The following is a 17,860-nucleotide window of genomic DNA, read 5'->3' on the forward strand; positions in this document are numbered from 1 at the left end:
CATCATCTGCTCGCCGGGGAAGGCGAGTCGGCCTCGGTAGGGCACGGCGTGCCGGGCGAGGGCGTCGATCTGCCGGCGCAGGTCGGCGGGCGCGGAGGGCTAGCGGAGCCGGGCCATGAGGGCGTGCTCCACCAGCGTGATCAGCGCCGACTTGGCGTCCGCGCGGTGCCGGGCGTCCGTCGTGATGATCGGGGTGTCCGGACCGATCTGGAGCGCCTCGCGTACTTCCTCGGGGTTGTACGGCTGGTTGCCGTCGAAGCCGTTGAGGGCGATGACGAACGGCAGACCGCTGTTCTCGAAGTAGTCGACCGCGGGGAAGCAGTCGGCGAGGCGCCGGGTGTCGACCAGGACGATCGCGCCGATGGCGCCGCGGACCAGGTCGTCCCACATGAACCAGAAGCGGTCCTGGCCGGGCGTGCCGAACAGGTACAGGATCAGGTCCTGGTCCAGGGTGATGCGTCCGAAGTCCATGGCGACGGTCGTCGTCGTCTTGTCTCCGGTGTGCGTGAGGTCGTCGATGCCCGCGGAAGCGGACGTCATCACGGCCTCGGTGCGCAGCGGGTTGATCTCCGAGACGGCGCCGACGAACGTGGTCTTGCCCACGCCGAAGCCGCCCGCCACCACGATCTTCGCGGACGTGGTGGAGCGGGAAGGCCCTCCGCTAGAGCTTGCGAAGTCCACTGAGCACCCTTTCGAGCAAAGTCACGTCTGGCTGGCCGCCGGCGTTCTCGTCGCCGCCGGGCTGATGGATGGCGACCAGGCCCGCCTCCGCCAAGTCGGCGACGAGGATCCTGGCGACACCGAGAGGGATCGTCAGCAGGGCCGAGATCTCGGCCACCGACTTGATCTCCCGGCAGAGGTTGCAGATCCGCTGATGCTCGGGCAACTGCCCCTGCATCTGGTGCGGCTGCGCGGTGGTGTGCACCAGCGCCTCGATGGCGAGCTGGTAGCGGGGCCTGGTACGGCCGCCCGTCATGGCGTACGGACGCACCAGGGGGTTGGACGCGCCGGTGGGCGACGGCTCGGGCGAGCGCCGCTGCGGCTGCACCGGCTGGATGCGCGGCGCCGGCGGCTGGTCGTACGGGGACGGCCCGGGGCCCTGCGGGCCCTGGGGCGCGTACGGCTGCCGCCGCTGGCTCGGCGCGGAGGGAAAGTTGTACCGGTTCGGGTTCTGCGCACCCTCGCCCTGGCCGCCGTGCCCCTGGCCGGGGCCGTACGACCAGTTGCCCGAAGACGAACCGCCTGGGGGTGTTGCCACTTTCTCCTCCTCCGACTGTGCCGGGCACCCATCACCGTGGGTCCGCGTCCCGAAACCTTACGGCTACGGGACGCCAATACGCACCGTCTGTCTGTTAGTTGAGAAGGCTCCCCTGGAGCTCCGCGCGGAGATCCGGGGTCAGGACCGTGCCCGCGCGGTCCACCAGAAGCGCCATCTCGTACCCAATGAGGCCGATGTCCGCCTCCGGGTGTGCAAGGACGGCGAGCGACGAACCATCGGAAACGGACATGATGAAGAGGAATCCCCGCTCCATCTCCACAACCGTCTGATTCACATGGCCGCCCTCGAAGATGCGGGACGCGCCCGCGGTCAGCGAGGTCAGACCGGACGCGACGGCGGCCAGCTGGTCGGCGCGGTCACGCGGAAAGCCTTCGGACATGGCCAGAAGGAGTCCGTCGGCGGAGACCACCACCGTGTGCGACACCCCGGGGGTGTTGTCCACGAAATTGGTGATCAACCAGTTCAGGTTCTGTGCCGCCTGGCTCATCGGGCTCACACTAACGCTCCTGGTTGTAGGTGCTGTCAGAGCCGAAGCCCTGACCGTTCGTGTCACTACCTGCATTGCGTCCCCGCTCGACGCCCCGGCGCAGGTTGCTCAGCCTGCCCCGGACGTCCTCGGGAGCGCGGGAGACCTGGGGGCCGCCCTGGGGGGTCGATTCCGCGGTGCCCTCGACCAGGTTGGCCTTGGGCACCCGCCGGGGCAGACCGGACGAGGTGACCCCGCCGGCCTTCGGCTTCTTCAGCTGCTCGGCGCGCTGCCACCGGTCGTCGTTGGACGAACGCCAGTCGCCGTCGCCGCCGCTTCCGGGGGAAGCGGGCGCAGCCTGCTCCCTCGAGCGGTCCGCGGAACGCGGGCCGCTGCCGTCCACGTCGCCGCCGCCGGTGGACCCGCGGCGGGGCAGTCCGGCATCGGTCATCGTGTGGCCGGCCGAGGGAGCCGGTCCCGGACGACCGAAGCCTACGCGGTCCTGCTCGCTCACGTCAGCGGCCTGCGGCGATTCCGCTTCCGGAGCGTACCCGGAGCGGTAGCCGCCCTGGTACGCGTCCTGCCGCGGCCAGTCGTCCTGGTAGGACGGCTCTTCGAAGCCCGAATGCGTCTCCGGCGCGGAACCCCGGGCCCCGGAGTGCTCCTCCTGGGCCGCTTCCGGATAGGAGGAGTCAGAGTAGCCGCCGGTGGACGGGAAGTACGCCTCGTCATACGCAGCGCGCTGCGGTTCCTCGTACGACGTCTGCTGGTCGTAGGTGGTCTGCTGCTCCTCGCGCACGCCCTGGCCGCCGTCGTACGCCGGAGCGCCGTCGAAGGTCGGCCGCCCCTGGTCGTAGGGCTGCCGGCCGTCGAACCCGTCGGCGTAGCCCTGCGGGCCCTCGGAACCGTCCGGGCCCTGGGTCTGGGCCTCCAGGTTCGCCCGGCGCTCCTCGCGCATCAGCGACCGGCCCACCGGGTCGAGGTCGCGCAGGTCGTCCGGAACCTCGTAGCGGCTGTCGTCGAAGCCGAGGTCCGCGGCGGTGAGCATCGGCTGCTGCTGCTGCGCCCCGAAGTCCTCGCCCGGGAACGACTGCTGCTCCGGGATGATCTGGGACACGGTGAACTCGTCGCGCATCGGCTGCTCGCCGCCGCCGCCGTGGGTGATGGCGTCGGGGAGCATGACGAGCGAGGTGGTGCCGGCCTGCTCGCCCGAGGGGCGCAGCTGGACGCGGATGCCGTGCCGGTCGGACAGCCGGCCGACCACGAACAGGCCCATGCGCTGGGAGATCGCGGCGTCCACGGTCGGCGGGTTGGCCAGCTTGTGGTTGATGTCCGCGAAGTCCTCGGCGGTCAGGCCGATGCCCTTGTCGTGGATCTCGACCATGATCCGGCCGTCCGGGAGACGGGTCGCGGTGACGCGGACCTTGGTCTGCGGGGAGGAGAACGTGGTGGCGTTCTCCAGCAGCTCGGCGAGCAGGTGCACGAGGTCGGTCACGGCGCGGCCGTGGATCTCGGCCTCCGGCACGCCGGAGAGCTCGATGCGCTCGTACTGCTCCACCTCGGAGGAGGCGGCGCGCAGCACGTCCACCAGCGGGACCGGCTGGTCCCAGCGGCGGCCGGGCTCCTCGCCGGCGAGGACGAGCAGGTTCTCGCCGTTGCGGCGCATACGGGTCGCGAGGTGGTCCAGCCGGAAGAGGTTCTCCAGCTGGTCCGGGTCGGCCTCGTTGTTCTCCAGGTCGGTGATCAGGGTCAGCTGGCCCTCGATCAGCGACTGGTTGCGGCGCGACAGGTTGGTGAAGATCGCGTTGATGTTGCCCCGCAGCAGCGCCTGCTCGGCCGCCAGCCGCACCGCCTCGCGGTGGACCTGGTCGAAGGCGCGGGCGACCTCGCCGATCTCGTCCGTGCTGGTGATCGGGATGGGCTGCACGCGGGTGTCGACGCGGCCGGGATCGGTGCGCGAGAGCTGGTCGACCAGCATCGGCAGGCGCTGCTCGGCGACGTTGAAGGCCGCGCTGCGCAGCTGGCGCATCGAGCGGCTCATCTGGCGGGCCACCATGCCGGCCAGGATGAACGCCGCCAGCAGGGCGATCACGACGGCCGCACCGGTGATGACGGCGTCGGTCTTGGCGCTGTCGGAGATGTCCGCCGCCTCGGCCACCGCCTTGTCGGAGAGGTCCGACTCGATCTGGCGGTAGGCCTGGTACTTGGCCGTGTTGACCGCCCACCAGTTCTGCGCGGTGACGCCCTTGGCGGCCAGTTCCGCGCGGTCGCTCTCCAGCGGCGACTTGAGCCCCGCCAGCGTGGTGACCATCTGGGTCGGGTCGGACGGCGGCTTCACGTAGTTCGGGTCCGCCGCGGCGGCCTGTTTGGCCTGCTCGGTCAGCTCCGTCTTGATCTTCGCCTGGGCCGTCGTGAGCTTGTCCGCGTCGGCCTGGGTGCCGCCGCCGATGTACTCCTCGACGGCGATGCCCTCCAGGTACGCGTAGGAGGAGAGGGCGACACGCTGGCTGGCGAGGCTGCTCACACCCGGGCCGGGCCGGACCAGCATGTGCATGCCGATGGAGCGCTCCAGCGACAGGGCCGCCTTGGAGAGGGAGATCGCGTAGACGGTACGGCCGTAGCTGGTGATGTTTCCGGTGCCGAGGCCGAGCTCGTTGGCGAACTCCATCAGCGGGTGCTGGATCTGGAGGTAGCCCTCCTCGGTCTTCACCCCGGGAAGCTTGGAGGTGTAGGCGGCCTTGCGCAGGGAGTCCAGTCCGGGCTCGACCTTGCGGAAGACCGAGAGCCGGCGCTCCAGGCCGGGCTTGCTCGGCATGTCCTGGGCCGCCGCGTCGAAGGCGTCCGCCGCGTCGTCGGTGTCCTTGCGGACGGCGTTGACGGTCGCCTTGTCCTTGGCGGTGGCCTGGCTGCCCTTGAGCAGCGGGGCCGCGCTGACGTCGCGCTCGACGAACAGCTTGTCGCCGTAGGTCAGCGCCGCCTGCACCAGCCGCGCCGTCTTCTCGGCGTCCTGGGCCTGCTGCCAGGTGTCGATCGAGCTGCGCACCTGGAAGCCGCCCATGACGAGGCCGACGACCACGGGTATGAGCAGGATCGCGTTCAGCCTCGTCGGCACGCGCCAGTTGCGCGGGGAGAGACGGCCGCCGCTCGGCGCGGGCGCCGGGACGGGCTCCGGGCCGGGCATGTGTGCGGGCGCCGCTCCGCGCGGCGGCGGGGTGAAGTTGCCCCGTGCCGACGGCTCGGGACCGTTCGTGCTTCGCCTCACTCGACCAACAACCTCTCGGCGTCGGCACCTGTGTTGTGCCGCGGTATCTCCAGCGCCCGTGACTTGCTACTGGGCAGTTCAGCGCATTTGAGCACGTCAGGGAGCGCCCTTCCAAACACTCGGAACCAGGGGTTCCGCGCGGTGCCGGTCACAGATAAAACGGTCATAAAGAGCGAGCCCCGCCAAAAGACGGGGCTTTCGTGAGCGCAGCGGTACCGGGTGACCGCGAACCGTGTCGGCGCCGGTGAAATTCTCTGTCGAAACGTTATGAACACTGTGGCCGACCGTGTCAAACGACACAGCCGGCTCCAGCACGTCTACGACAACTTCCTTATGGAACTGTCGACTTGGCTGCTACCGCAGCCGGGCCATGAGGGCGTGCTCCACCAGCGTGATCAGCGCGCTCTTCGCATCCGCACGGTGCCGGGCGTCCGTCGTGATGATCGGAGCGTCCGGACCGATCTGGAGCGCCTCGCGTACTTCCTCGGGGTTGTACGGCTGGTGACCGTCGAAGCCGTTGAGGGCGATGACGAACGGCAGACCGCTGTTCTCGAAGTAGTCGACCGCGGGGAAGCAGTCGGCGAGACGGCGGGTGTCGACCAGGACCACCGCGCCGATGGCACCGCGGACCAGGTCGTCCCACATGAACCAGAAGCGGTCCTGACCGGGCGTACCGAACAGGTACAGGATCAGGTCCTGGTCCAGGGTGATACGGCCGAAGTCCATGGCCACCGTGGTGGTGGTCTTGTCCCCGGTGTGCGTGAGGTCGTCGATGCCCGCCGAGGCGGAGGTCATGACGGCCTCGGTGCGCAGCGGGTTGATCTCCGAGACGGCGCCCACGAACGTGGTCTTGCCGACACCGAAGCCACCCGCCACGACGATCTTCGCGGAGGTGGTCGCCCGGCCTCCGTCAGAGCTTGCGAAGTCCACTGAGCACCCTTTCGAGCAAAGTCACGTCCGGCGCGCCGCCGTTGTTCTCATCGCCGCCAGGCTGGTGAATGGCGACGAGTCCGGCCTCCGCGAGGTCCGCGACGAGGATCCTGGCCACGCCGAGGGGCATGGACAGCAGGGCCGACACCTCGGCCACCGACTTCACTTCCCGGCACAGGTGGCAGATGCGCTGGTGTTCCGGGAGCAGCCCCATCAGCTGCGCAGGGTCGGCGGTGGTGCTGATCAGCGCCTCTATGGCGAGTTGGTACCGCGGCCGGGTCCGGCCGCCGGTCATCGCGTACGGACGTACCAGCGGCTGGTCGCCCTCGTCCCCGTACGGCTCAGCGTACGGATCATGAGAGGCGGTGGGCGGTGTCATGAATCCTCCGGGCGGGACAGCAAGTCGGTCAGTCGTGCCGTCTGTAGGGGCCGGTGGGGGGATTGTGGCGGCCGGACGGTGATTTCGTGCGGTGTCTGGATCCGGGGGCGGTCAGTGAAGCAGACTGCCTTGTAGTTCGGCGCGCAGGTCCGGCGTGAGAACGGCGCCGGCACGGTCGACCAGCAGCGCCATCTCGTAGCCGACGAGACCGATGTCGCACTCCGGGTGGGAGAGGACCGCGAGGGACGATCCGTCCGAGATGGACATCAGGAAGAGGAAGCCGCGCTCCATCTCCACGACGGTCTGGGCCACCGTGCCGCCCTCGAAGATCCGGGATGCCCCGGCGGTCAGCGAGGTGAGTCCGGAGGCCACGGCCGCGAGCTGGTCGGCGCGGTCGCGGGGAAAGCCTTCGGACATGGCCAGAAGGAGTCCGTCGGCGGACACGACGACGGTGTGGGACACCCCGGGGGTGTTGTCCACGAAGTTGGTGATCAACCAGTTGAGGTTCTGTGCCGCCTGGCTCATCGGGCTCAACTAACGCTCCTGCTGGTGAGTGGGGCTGGGGAAGCTGCCGGTCTGGCCGCCGGGAGCGGCCTGTCGACCCTGCTGGATGCCCCTACGGAGATTGGTCAGCCGGCCGCGTACGTCGTCAGGCGCACGGGAGACCTGCGGACCGCTTTGGTGCTGTTGCTGCTGTGCCGTGCCCGCGACGAGGTTGGCGCGCGGGACGCGGCGCGGCAGGCCCGAGGTGGTGACCCCGCCCGCCGACGGTTGACGGACGCGCTCTGCCTGCCGGACGAGGTCGTCGTTGGGAGAGCTGCGCCACGAGGCGGCGGCCGGTGCGGCGGCGGACCGCTGCGGCGGCGCCGAGGGACCCTGCGGCTGCTGGGGGACAGCCGGGGCGGACCCCTGGGAACCGTTGTTCCGGTGGGCGCCGTCGGCGGCGGAGCCGTTGGCGCCGGAGCCGTTCGCCCCCGTGCCGTTGGCGCCGGAGCCGTTGGCACCCGTGCCGTTCGCCTGACCGTGGAACCAGTTGGTCTCCAGGGTGTCGAACAGCGGGGTGCGGCCGTCGCCGGGGCTCGTCGCCGGAGGAAGCGCCTCGGGCTCCTGCGGTACCGCGGGCCGCTCGAACTGCCCGGTGGACGAGGGGTCCTGCCGGTTGTCGTAACCCGGCGCCGCGAACTGCCCGGTGGACGAGGGGTCCTGGGTCGCTCCGTAGCCCGGGCGGGCGAACTGGCCGGTCGAGGACGGGTCCTGGGAGGCGCCGTAGCCCGGGGCCGCGAACTGGCCGGTGGAGGCCGGGTTCCCGCTCGCGGGGGAGGGGCCGACGTTGCCGTAGGCGTCCGGGCGCTGGTACTGCCCGGTGCCGCCCTGGCCGCCGTTGTTCTGCCCGGGGTACTGCGGGCCACCGGCGCCGGGGCGCGGGGCGTCGAAGTCGGGACGGGCGAACTCGGAGGTGGAGGCGGGACCCTGGTGGTCCTCGATGCGCGGCATGCGCGAGGTGGCCTCGGGGTCCTCGTGACCGCGCGGGGAGTCCAGCGACGCGCGCGGCACCGGGGGCTGCGCGTTGTCGTCGCTCCAGCTCGGCGTACGGGAGTCGCCGTTGCCGCCGGGCAGTTCGGCGCGTGCGCCGCCGCGGCCCGGAAGCTGCGGCCGGCGGCGTCCGCCCTTGGCGGGCGGCGGGCCCTGCGGCGGCGTCGCGGCGGGGGCACCGCCGCCGAAGCCGTTCTGCTGACGGGAGTCGTTGCCCCCGGGGCCGCCGAACGCGTTCTGCCGGCCACCGGAGGTGTCGCCGAAGGCGTTCGCGGAGCCCGGTCCGTCACCGAAGCCCTGCTGGTTGCCGTTGCCGGAGTGGAATCCCTGCGGGGCGCCCTGCGTGTTCTGCCCGAAGGCGCCCGCGCCGGCACCGGCCGGAGCCGGCCTGCCCTGCTGTCCGGCGCCCGGACCCTGGGGGCCGCGCGCGCCGCCGGGAGCGCCCGGGCGACCGCCCTGGTTGCTGCCGGGCAGCGCGGCCCGCGCTCCCTGGCCGGCGCCGACCTGTCCGCGCTGCGGCGGGGCACCGAGGGAGCCGCCGCCCGCGGGGCCGGCTCCGGCTCCGAGCGGGGCGCCGCCCTGCTGGCCGTTGCCGCGGCGGGCCGCGGCGAGACCGGCGGATGCCTGCGCGGCGGCGGGACCGCCACCCTGCGCGCCCTGGCCGGGCTTGCCCGGAACGGGCTTCTTGCCGCCCTGGGCGACGTCGACGGGCAGCATGACCAGCGCGGTCGTGCCACCGGAGTCGGACGGGCGGAGCTGGATGCGGATGCCGTGGCGCTGCGACAGCCGGCCGACCACGAACAGGCCCATGCGGCGGGAGACGGAGACGTCCACGGTGGGCGGCGAGGCGAGCCGCTCGTTGATCGCGGCGAGGTCCTCGGGGGACAGGCCGATGCCGGTGTCGTGGATCTCGATGAGCACCCGGCCGTCGGGCAGGGCGTGACCGGTGACCTTGACCTTGGTCTGCGGGGAGGAGAACGAGGTGGCGTTCTCCAGCAGCTCGGCGAGCAGGTGCACGAGGTCGTTGACCACCCGGCCGGCCACTTCGGTGGTCGGCACCGAGGCCAGCTCGATGCGCTCGTACTGCTCCACCTCGGAGGCGGCGGCGCGCAGGACGTCGACCAGCGGGACCGGGCGGGTCCAGCGGCGGCCGGGCTCCTCGCCGGCGAGGACGAGGAGGTTCTCGCCGTTACGGCGCATGCGGGTCGCGAGGTGGTCGAGCTTGAACAGCGAGGAGAGCTGGTCGGGGTCGGCCTCGCGCGACTCCAGCTCGGATATGAGCGAGAGCTGGCGCTGGATGAGGCCCTGGGATCGGCGCGAGAGGTTGGTGAACATCGCGTTGACGTTGCCCCGCAGCAGGGCCTGCTCGGCGGCGAGGCGGACGGCCTCGCGGTGCACGTCGTCGAAGGCCGCGGCCACCTGGCCGATCTCGTCCCGGGAGTGCACACCGACGGACTCGACGGAGGTGTCGACGTCCTGCGGGTCCGACTCCGAGAGCTGCTTGACCAGCTCGGGCAGGCGGTCCTGGGCGACCCGGGTGGCGGTGTCCTGGAGGCGCCGCAGCGAGCGGATCATGGACCGGGCCACCACGAAGGCGCCGACGAGTGAGACGCCGAGCACGAGCAGGATCAGCGCACCCGAGATGATCGCTTCGCTCTCGGACTCGTTGCGCAGCTGACGGGCCTTCTGCTCCATCTGGCCGAGCAGCGTGGTCTCGATCGTCGACATCTTGTCGATCTTGGTCGAGTCGTCGTCGACCCAGTCCTTGTAGGACCGCTTGTTCTGGGTCTTCAGACCGTCCTTGCCGCTCAGCACGCGGCGGGCGTACTGGTCGGCCTGCTGGATGATCGGCGTTCCGCTCTCGATCGGCTTCAGCAGGTCGGCGTTGCCGGCGCCGTAGATGGTCTTGAAGCTGTTCATCTCCGAGTCTTCGCTCTCCTGGGCGGAGAGCGCGTACAGCTGGTCGTTCTCGGAGAGCGTTCCGTAGGTCTTCGGCTGCTCCGGCAGGGCCGCGGCGATGACGGCACGCTGGACGGAGGCGTACTCCTTGGCGGTGGAGAAGGCGGTCAGCGCGCGGGTGCGCTGGATCATCTCCGGGTTGCTGGTCGCCTCGGCCATGTCCTGCGAGAGCGCGAGCAGCTGGCTGACGAGGCGGTGGTACGCCTCCACCGTCTGCATCGAGTTCTTCGGGTCGTTGTAGGCGGTGTCACGGATGCTGTTGAGCTTGATCAGCTCGCTCGCGATGCCGACGAGGCTGTCGCGGACGCCGGACAGCTGACCCTTGGCGGTCGCGTCGTCGATGTCCTGCGTGCCCTCGAGGAAGTGCTTCTTCGCGATGTCCGTCGCGTCGCGCGCACCCTTGACCGTGTAGTCGCTGTCGGTGGCGCCGTGCGCCAGCGGGCCGGCCGACTGGTCGCGCTCCTTCTGGAGCGCGGCGGCCAGCTCGGTCGCCTGCTTGGTCATCTCGGTCAGCAGCTTCATGTTGTCGAGCTGCTGGATGTTGTCCATCGACTCGTTGATGCGCAGCGCGCCCAGCGAGGTCGCGGCGACCACCGGGAGCGCGAGCAGCGACACGAGTCGCGTCGAGATGCGCCAGTTGCGCAGGGCGACGCGCGGGCCGGGGCCCGGGGTGCCCTTCGGCGCGGCGGCCGGAGTGGTGGTGGGGGCCTTGGGCTTCGCGCCGGGGCGGGCGGACTGCTCGCCGCTGCCGCCGGCCTCCGCCGGTCCCTGGTTCTGGGCGTGCTGGGGCGAGGAACCGCGGTCGGTCCCGCCGCGCGGCTCCGGCTCCGCCGAAGCGCTGCCATCCCTCTTGAAACGTCCCTGCACTAGCGTCGCAACCTCTGGACCAGGCGCCCCTCCGCGCGAACGGCGGGACGGTGTCGGCGTCGTACAAAGGCGCAGATGCGCCTCTTGGTGTGGTCGTGAGTGACCCGGCGCAGGCTCCCCCTTCCCGCCGCCACTCGGCGCTGCGTTGCGCCCCTGCGCGCCGGTTCGTATCCCGCGGCGGTCCGTGGAATTCCAGCACAGTGCAGGATCTCCAACAAGGGCCGAGTACCAGGCTGTGACCTCCGTGACAGCACGTGAGGGGCGCGTCACGAGATGTGCAGAGTGATCTCGTACATACCGGGCGTATACCCCCGAGCCGCCGGTGCCCGCCTCCTGTCCCAGTCGCCATGATCAGGAGCGGAATGGTGGGTTCACTGGCGCAATGTCCGTTTGGTCGACCGGAGTCGGGGGTCCGCATTGCCCGCTTTGCCCCTGCGTGAGTGAGCAAACTCACATGACGATCATGGCGTCTTCACGGCTTCGCCCGGGAATTGCATGTTTAGCCTGACGCTTTACAGGGATGGCGAATCCGACAACCCGCGCCTATCAGGGGCCCTTCGCCCCCGGCGCCCGCGACGACAAGGTCGAGTACAACGGTGAAGACCACGATGATGTTCCGCAACATTGCCAACCCGCGACGCACCACGCTGGCGCACCTCGACGACGCCGGCGCCCTGGAGGCCGCGGAGCAGCCGGAGCACTCGCTCGACCTCCCGGGCCAGACGGCCAACCCCCGCCGCACCGTCCTCATGGAGAAGCCGGTCGCCGCCACCGCCGAGTGAACCGGGCGGCGCGCACCGGCCGGCCCGGCCGGCGGGAGCGAGGCCCGCATCCCCTGCCGCGTTAGCCTGGGGCGTCAGACTCCAGCCAGCTCAGTGAGGGGCGCAGGCATCCCGTGCGCATCGCCAGATTCTCCATCGACGGCAACGTCGCGTTCGGCGCGGTCGAGGGCGACAAGCCGGACGAACTCGTCCTCGACATCATCCGGGGCATCCCGTTCGCGGACTTCGAGCTCTCCGGCACCAAGGTCCCGCTGAGCAAGGTGCGCCTGCTGCCGCCGGTGCTGCCGAACAAGGTCGTGGCGTTCGCCCGCAACTACGCGGAGCACGCCGGGGAACTCGGCAACGAGGTCCCCGAGACCCCGTTCGCCTTCTTCAAGCCCTCGACCTCGGTCACCGGCCCCGGCGACCCGATCCAGTACCCCTCGTTCACCAGCGAGCTGCACCACGAGGCGGAACTCGCCGTGGTGATCGGCCGGATGTGCCGCGAGGTCCCGCGTGAACGGGTCAAGGACGTCATCCTCGGCTACACCTGCGCCAACGACGTCACCGCGCGCGACGTCCAGCGGCGCGAGAAGCAGTGGGCCAGAGCCAAGGGCTTCGACACCTCCTGCCCGCTCGGCCCCTGGGTGGAGACGGACGTGGACCCCGCCGACCTCACCATCCAGTGCACGGTCAACGGCCTGCAGCGCCAGCTCGGCCGGACCAGCGAGATGATCCACTCCGTCGAGGACCTGATCGTCAACATCACCGAGGCCATGACGCTGCTCCCCGGCGACGTCGTCCTCACCGGGAGCCCGGCCGGAGTCGGCCCCCTCAACGTCGGCGACGAGGTCGCCGTCACCATCGAAGGTATCGGCACTCTCACCAACAAGGTGATCAAGCGTGGCTAACGCGACCGTCCGCGTACGTTTCTGTCCGTCCCCGACCGGCAACCCCCACGTGGGCCTGGTCCGCACCGCCCTGTTCAACTGGGCCTTCGCCCGGCACAACGAAGGCACCCTGGTCTTCCGCATCGAGGACACCGACGCGGCCCGCGACTCCGAGGAGTCCTACGGGCAGCTCCTCGACGCGATGCGCTGGCTGGGCTTCGACTGGGACGAGGGCCCCGAGATCGGCGGCCCGCACGCGCCGTACCGCCAGTCGCAGCGCATGGACCTCTACGCCGACGTCGCCGCCAAGCTGCTGGACGCGGGGTACGCCTACCCCTGCTACTGCTCGACCGAGGAGCTGGACACCCGGCGCGACGCGGCCCGCGCCGCCGGCAAGCCATCCGGCTACGACGGGCACTGCCGCGACCTGACCGCGGAGCGGAAGGCCGCCTACGAGGCCGAGGGCCGCACGCCCATCATCCGCTTCCGGATGCCCGACGAGGCCATCACCTTCCAGGACCTGGTGCGCGGCGAGATCACCTACCTCCCGGAGAACGTGCCGGACTTCGGCATCGTCCGGGCGAACGGCGCACCGCTGTACACCCTGGTCAACCCGGTCGACGACGCCCTCATGGAGATCACCCACGTCCTGCGCGGCGAGGACCTGCTCTCCTCCACCCCCCGGCAGATCGCCCTCTACAAGGCGCTGACCGAGCTGGGGATCGCCCAGGGCACCCCGGCCTTCGGCCACCTCCCGTACGTCATGGGCGAGGGCAACAAGAAGCTCTCCAAGCGCGACCCGGAGTCCTCGCTCAACCTGTACCGGGAGCGCGGCTTCCTGCCCGAGGGGCTGCTGAACTACCTCTCCCTGCTCGGCTGGTCGCTCGCGGCGGACCGCGACCTGTTCTCCGTCGAGGAGATGGTGGCGGCCTTCGACGTCACGGACGTGAACCCGAACCCGGCGCGCTTCGACCTGAAGAAGTGCGAGGCGATCAACGGCGACCACATCCGCATGCTCGACGTGAAGGACTTCACCGAGCGCTGCGCCCCCTGGCTGCGCGCCCCCTTCGCCCCCTGGGCGCCGGAGGACTTCGACGAGGCCAAGTGGCAGGCGATCGCCCCGCACGCCCAGTCGCGGATGAAGGTGCTCTCCGAGATCACCGACAACGTCGACTTCCTGTTCCTGCCCGAGCCGGCCGTCGACGAGGCGTCCTGGGCGAAGGCGATGAAGGAGGGCAGCGACGCCCTCCTGCGCACGGCCCGGGCACGGCTCGACGCGGCCGACTGGTCCTCCCCGGAGTCCCTCAAGGAGGCCGTCCTGGCCGCCGGCGAGGAGCACGGCCTGAAGCTCGGCAAGGCGCAGGCCCCGGTGCGCGTCGCCGTGACCGGCCGCACGGTCGGTCTGCCGCTCTTCGAGTCCCTGGAGATCCTGGGCAAGGACAAGACCCTGGCCCGCGTGGACGCCGCCCTGGAGCGGCTCGCCGCCTGACGGCCTCCGCGGAAAGCGGAAGGGGGCGGTGTCCGGACCGGACACCGCCCCCTTCCCACGTTCGGGGCCCGCTTCGCTCCACCGGCGAGGCGCCCCGGTGGCGACCGCGGGTGCCTTCCCCGGGACAGCCGGCCGCCCGCGGCGATACGGTCGGGCCATGGGCATCGACGCGGTGGTCTGGGACATCGACGACACGATCTTCGACTACACGGCCGCGGACCGGGCCGGGATGCGCGGCCACCTCGCGGCCGAGGGCCTGCTCGACGCGGACGGCTCCGTCGAGCGGGCCCTGGACCGCTGGCGCGAGGTCACCGACGCGCAGTGGGCGCGCTTCTCCGCGGGCGAGACGGACTGGCCGGGTCAGCGCCGCGACCGCGTCCGGGTGTTCCTGGGAGCGGAACTCGCCGACGCCGACGCCGACGCCTGGTTCGACCGCTACATCACGCACTACGAGTCCGCCTGGATGCTGTTCCCCGACGTCCTGCCCGCCCTCGACGCCCTGGCGGCCGGCCACCGGCACGCGGTGCTGTCCAATTCCAGCCTCCTCGTCCAGGACCGCAAGCTGCGCGTCCTCGGGGTGCACGACCGCTTCGAGGCGATCCTGTGCGCCGCCGAACTCGGCGTCTCCAAGCCCGCGGCGGCCGCCTTCCACGCGGCCTGCGAGGCCCTGGACCTGCCCCCGCACCGGGTGGCCTACGTCGGCGACCATCCGGAGATCGACGGACGGGGCGCCGCCGAGGCGGGCCTGCTCTCCGTGTGGATCGACCGCACGGGCGCCCACCGCGCGCCCGGCGGCCCGCCGGCGGGTCCGCACCGCATCGCGACGCTGGCCGAACTCCCCGCGCTGCTCGGCGCCGATACCCGTTTTGGAGCGCCGTCCACCTTCGGGTAATGTTCTTCCTGCGCCGCCGGGAACGGGCCGAAAGGCCGGAGCTCGGAGGCGCTAACCAAGACAGAATCCCGCAGGGGATGGCGTCTCGGTGGCCTATGGTGTAATTGGCAGCACGACGGTTTCTGGTTCCGTTAGTCTAGGTTCGAGTCCTGGTAGGCCAGCTCGCAGAGCTCATCTGCACCCGCGGAGACCAGCTCCGCAAAGCCCCCGTTGTGTAGCGGCCTAGCACGCTGCCCTCTCAAGGCAGTAGCGCCGGTTCGAATCCGGTCGGGGGTACAGATCCTTCCCAGGGGGACAGTCCGGGTCGCACCCGCTGCCTCTCATGCAGGATCGCTAGGGCCCCCGTTGTGTAGCGGCCTAGCACGCCGCCCTCTCAAGGCGGTAGCGCCGGTTCGAATCCGGTCGGGGGTACTGGTCTAAACCACCATGGGCTATGGTGTAATTGGCAACACTACGGTTTCTGGTACCGTCATTCTAGGTTCGAGTCCTGGTAGCCCAGCTCGGATCTGCGGAAACGCACGATCCAAGGCCCCCGTTGTGTAGCGGCCTAGCACGCCGCCCTCTCAAGGCGGTAGCGCCGGTTCGAATCCGGTCGGGGGTACGCGATCCGAAAGGGTCTCCACTTCGGTGGAGGCCCTTTCGGCGTTCCCGGGCCCGCGTCCCCGTCGTCCTCCGCCCCCGCCCCGCCGCGCCAAGGGCGTGCCGCCCCGGCGATGGTGCCAACCCGGCGGTGCGGGGCGGGCGTTCGGATGCTCCGGGCGGGCCTGCCGCGGCGTTGAGGCCGGCCCGTCCCGGAGCGCGGGCGATCGGGGTGCCGGTCAGCCGGTGCGCCGCAGCGCCTCGGAGAGGCGGCCGGCGGCGTCGATGACCGCCTGGGCGTGCATCCGGCCCGGATGCCGGGTCAGCCGCTCGATCGGCCCGGAGACCGAGACGGCGGCGACCACGCGGTTCGACGGGCCGCGGACCGGCGCGGACACGGACGCGACGCCCGGCTCGCGCTCACCGATCGACTGGGCCCAGCCGCGGCGCCGGACACCCGACAGCGCGGTCGCGGTGAAGCGGGCCCCCTGGAGGCCGCGGTGCAGCCGCTCCGGCTCCTCCCAGGCCATCAGGATCTGGGCCGACGAACCGGCCTTCATGGTCAGGGTGGAGCCCACCGGCACGGTGTCCCGCAGCCCCGACAGCCGCTCGGCCGCGGCGACGCAGATGCGCATGTCGCCCTGGCGGCGGTAGAGCTGCGCGCTCTCGCCGGTGATGTCCCGCAGGTGCGTGAGCACCGGGCCCGCCGTCGCGAGCAGCCGGTCCTCGCCGGCGGCCGCGGCCAGCTCCGCGAGCCGCGGGCCGAGGATGAACCTGCCCTGCATGTCACGCGCCACCATGCGGTGGTGCTCGAGTGCCACGGCGAGGCGATGTGCCGTGGGCCGTGCCAGTCCGGTCGCCGCGACCAGGCCCGCGAGGGTGGCCGGACCGGACTCCAGAGCGCTCAGGACAAGGGCTGCCTTGTCCAGAACGCCGACGCCGCTACTGTTGTCCATGAAACGATACTCGCGTCTCACTCTGTGAAACGCAAGTTCAATTTCCCGTGGAACGCGCCACCCTTGTAGGCACAGCGGCCCGCGGACAACGGGCCCGGCGGACGACGTCCGGACGAGGGGTACGGACGTCTGCCGCCCCGGAGATCTCTAGTTGGGCCGGCGCCACACGAGCCGGCCGAAGGGAAAGCGATGGGTAGGACACTCGCGGAGAAGGTCTGGGACGACCATGTCGTCCGGCGCGCCGAGGGCGAGCCCGACCTCCTCTTCATCGATCTGCACCTGCTGCACGAGGTGACCAGCCCGCAGGCCTTCGACGGCCTCCGCCAGGCCGGGCGCACGGTGCGCCGGCTCGACCTCACCATCGCGACCGAGGATCACAACACCCCGACCCTCGACATCGACAAGCCCATCGCGGACCCGGTCTCCCGGGTCCAGCTGGAGACGCTGCGCAAGAACGCGGCCGAGTTCGGCGTGCGCCTGCACTCCCTGGGCGACGTCGAGCAGGGTGTGGTCCACGTGGTGGGCCCCCAGCTCGGCCTGACGCAGCCCGGCACCACCGTGGTCTGCGGCGACTCGCACACCTCCACGCACGGAGCCTTCGGCGCCCTGGCGTTCGGCATCGGCACCTCGCAGGTCGAGCACGTGCTGGCCACCCAGACGCTCCCCATGGCCCGCCCGAAGACCATGGCCATCACGGTCGACGGCGAACTGCCCGAGGGCGTCACCGCCAAGGACCTCATCCTCGCGATCATCGCCCGGATCGGCACCGGCGGCGGCCAGGGCTACGTCCTGGAGTACCGCGGTTCCGCCATCGAGAAGCTCTCGATGGAGGCCCGCATGACCATCTGCAACATGTCGATCGAGGCCGGTGCCCGCGCCGGCATGATCGCCCCGGACGAGACGACCTTCGCCTACCTCGAAGGCCGCGCGCACGCCCCCGAGGGCGAGGAGTGGGACGCGGCCGTCGCGTACTGGAGGACCCTGCGGTCCGACGACGACGCCACGTTCGACGCGGAGGTCGTCATCGACGCCGCCGCGCTGACCCCCTTCGTCACCTGGGGAACCAACCCCGGCCAGGGCGCGCCGCTTTCCGCGGTGGTCCCCGACCCCGCTTCGTACGAAGACGCCTCGGAGCGCCTCGCCGCCGAAAAGGCCCTGGAGTACATGGGGTTGAGCGCCGGACAGCCGCTGCGCGACATCAGGGTCGACACCGTCTTCGTAGGTTCCTGCACCAACGGCCGCATCGAGGACCTGCGGGCCGCGGCGTCGATCGTCGAGGGCCGCAAAGTCGCCGACGGCGTACGGATGCTGGTCGTCCCGGGCTCCGCGCGGGTCGGTCTCCAGGCCGTCTCCGAGGGCCTGGACGTGGTCTTCAAGGAGGCCGGCGCCGAATGGCGGCACGCGGGCTGCTCGATGTGCCTGGGCATGAACCCGGACCAGCTGGCCCCCGGTGAGCGTTCCGCGTCCACCTCGAACCGCAACTTCGAGGGCCGGCAGGGCAAGGGCGGCCGTACGCACCTGGTATCGCCGCAGGTGGCGGCCGCGACCGCGGTCCTCGGCCACCTGGCCTCGCCGGCCGACCTGTCCGACGCCCCCGCGCCCGCTGGAGTCTGAGAGC

Annotated in this window: 14 protein-coding genes and 5 tRNA genes; 10 read left to right on the forward strand and 9 right to left on the reverse strand. The window is 71.0% G+C overall.

Annotated features, from left to right (window positions below; genetic code table 11):
- Positions 1–99: 99 nt before the first annotated feature.
- The 8 genes from ACGFS9_RS20255 to ACGFS9_RS20290 all read right to left on the reverse strand — a co-directional run bounded on the left by ACGFS9_RS20255 (position 100) and on the right by ACGFS9_RS20290 (position 10,675).
- Positions 100–681, reverse strand: a complete 582-nt coding sequence (locus ACGFS9_RS20255) for an ATP/GTP-binding protein (protein WP_046729246.1) — start codon at positions 679–681, stop codon at positions 100–102.
- The gene (locus ACGFS9_RS20260; RefSeq protein ID WP_393254944.1) at positions 662–1,258 is read right to left on the reverse strand and encodes a DUF742 domain-containing protein; all 597 of its coding nucleotides are present in this window, start codon (positions 1,256–1,258) and stop codon (positions 662–664) included. The genes ACGFS9_RS20255 and ACGFS9_RS20260 overlap by 20 nt, the downstream gene beginning before the upstream one ends.
- Before the next feature lie 94 nt (positions 1,259–1,352).
- Positions 1,353–1,766, reverse strand: coding sequence for a roadblock/LC7 domain-containing protein (locus ACGFS9_RS20265; protein WP_054219305.1), 414 nt, complete (start codon positions 1,764–1,766; stop codon positions 1,353–1,355).
- 10 nt (positions 1,767–1,776) lie between these two features.
- Complete coding sequence (locus tag ACGFS9_RS20270; protein ID WP_393254946.1) at positions 1,777–5,007, reverse strand: nitrate- and nitrite sensing domain-containing protein; 3,231 nt, start codon at positions 5,005–5,007, stop codon at positions 1,777–1,779.
- A gap of 354 nt (positions 5,008–5,361) precedes the next feature.
- Positions 5,362–5,937: an ATP/GTP-binding protein gene (locus tag ACGFS9_RS20275; RefSeq protein WP_028802395.1), complete on the reverse strand. Its 576-nt coding sequence runs from the start codon at positions 5,935–5,937 to the stop codon at positions 5,362–5,364.
- Positions 5,918–6,316: a DUF742 domain-containing protein gene (locus ACGFS9_RS20280; RefSeq protein WP_059131717.1), complete on the reverse strand. Its 399-nt coding sequence runs from the start codon at positions 6,314–6,316 to the stop codon at positions 5,918–5,920. The genes ACGFS9_RS20275 and ACGFS9_RS20280 overlap by 20 nt, the downstream gene beginning before the upstream one ends.
- 111 nt (positions 6,317–6,427) lie before the next feature.
- Entirely contained in the window at positions 6,428–6,841 is a 414-nt protein-coding gene (locus ACGFS9_RS20285; protein ID WP_095936862.1) for a roadblock/LC7 domain-containing protein, read from the reverse strand.
- Positions 6,842–6,850: 9 nt separating this feature from the next.
- On the reverse strand, positions 6,851–10,675 hold the full coding sequence (locus tag ACGFS9_RS20290) for a nitrate- and nitrite sensing domain-containing protein (protein ID WP_393254948.1): 3,825 nt from the start codon (positions 10,673–10,675) through the stop codon (positions 6,851–6,853).
- A 596-nt stretch (positions 10,676–11,271) separates the two neighbouring features.
- On the opposite strand from ACGFS9_RS20290, the gene ACGFS9_RS20295 reads away from it, so the two are divergent.
- From ACGFS9_RS20295 to ACGFS9_RS20335, 9 genes are all read left to right on the forward strand, one after another.
- Positions 11,272–11,457, forward strand: coding sequence for a hypothetical protein (locus tag ACGFS9_RS20295; protein ID WP_393254950.1), 186 nt, complete (start codon positions 11,272–11,274; stop codon positions 11,455–11,457).
- Positions 11,458–11,570: 113 nt separating this feature from the next.
- The gene (locus ACGFS9_RS20300; protein ID WP_393254951.1) at positions 11,571–12,347 is read left to right on the forward strand and encodes a fumarylacetoacetate hydrolase family protein; all 777 of its coding nucleotides are present in this window, start codon (positions 11,571–11,573) and stop codon (positions 12,345–12,347) included.
- Positions 12,340–13,815, forward strand: coding sequence for a glutamate--tRNA ligase (gene gltX, locus ACGFS9_RS20305; protein ID WP_393254953.1), 1,476 nt, complete (start codon positions 12,340–12,342; stop codon positions 13,813–13,815). The genes ACGFS9_RS20300 and gltX overlap by 8 nt, the downstream gene beginning before the upstream one ends.
- A 157-nt stretch (positions 13,816–13,972) precedes the next feature.
- Entirely contained in the window at positions 13,973–14,707 is a 735-nt protein-coding gene (locus tag ACGFS9_RS20310; RefSeq protein WP_393254955.1) for an HAD family hydrolase, read from the forward strand.
- 89 nt (positions 14,708–14,796) lie between these two features.
- Positions 14,797–14,868, forward strand: a tRNA-Gln gene (locus ACGFS9_RS20315).
- 42 nt (positions 14,869–14,910) lie between these two features.
- Positions 14,911–14,983, forward strand: a tRNA-Glu gene (locus ACGFS9_RS20320).
- A gap of 62 nt (positions 14,984–15,045) precedes the next feature.
- Positions 15,046–15,118 (forward strand) — tRNA-Glu (locus tag ACGFS9_RS20325).
- A gap of 16 nt (positions 15,119–15,134) precedes the next feature.
- Positions 15,135–15,206 (forward strand) — tRNA-Gln (locus tag ACGFS9_RS20330).
- Between the two features lie 29 nt (positions 15,207–15,235).
- A tRNA-Glu gene (locus ACGFS9_RS20335) sits at positions 15,236–15,308 on the forward strand.
- Positions 15,309–15,525: 217 nt separating this feature from the next.
- Here ACGFS9_RS20335 and ndgR read toward each other — a convergent pair.
- Positions 15,526–16,242, reverse strand: a complete 717-nt coding sequence (gene ndgR, locus ACGFS9_RS20340) for an IclR family transcriptional regulator NdgR (RefSeq protein ID WP_028806673.1) — start codon at positions 16,240–16,242, stop codon at positions 15,526–15,528.
- Between the two features lie 189 nt (positions 16,243–16,431).
- On the opposite strand from ndgR, the gene leuC reads away from it, so the two are divergent.
- Positions 16,432–17,856: a 3-isopropylmalate dehydratase large subunit gene (gene leuC, locus ACGFS9_RS20345; RefSeq protein ID WP_393254956.1), complete on the forward strand. Its 1,425-nt coding sequence runs from the start codon at positions 16,432–16,434 to the stop codon at positions 17,854–17,856.
- Positions 17,857–17,860 lie beyond the last annotated feature (4 nt).

Source organism: Streptomyces sp. NPDC048566, assembly GCF_043199735.1.
Classification (GTDB): domain Bacteria; phylum Actinomycetota; class Actinomycetes; order Streptomycetales; family Streptomycetaceae; genus Streptomyces.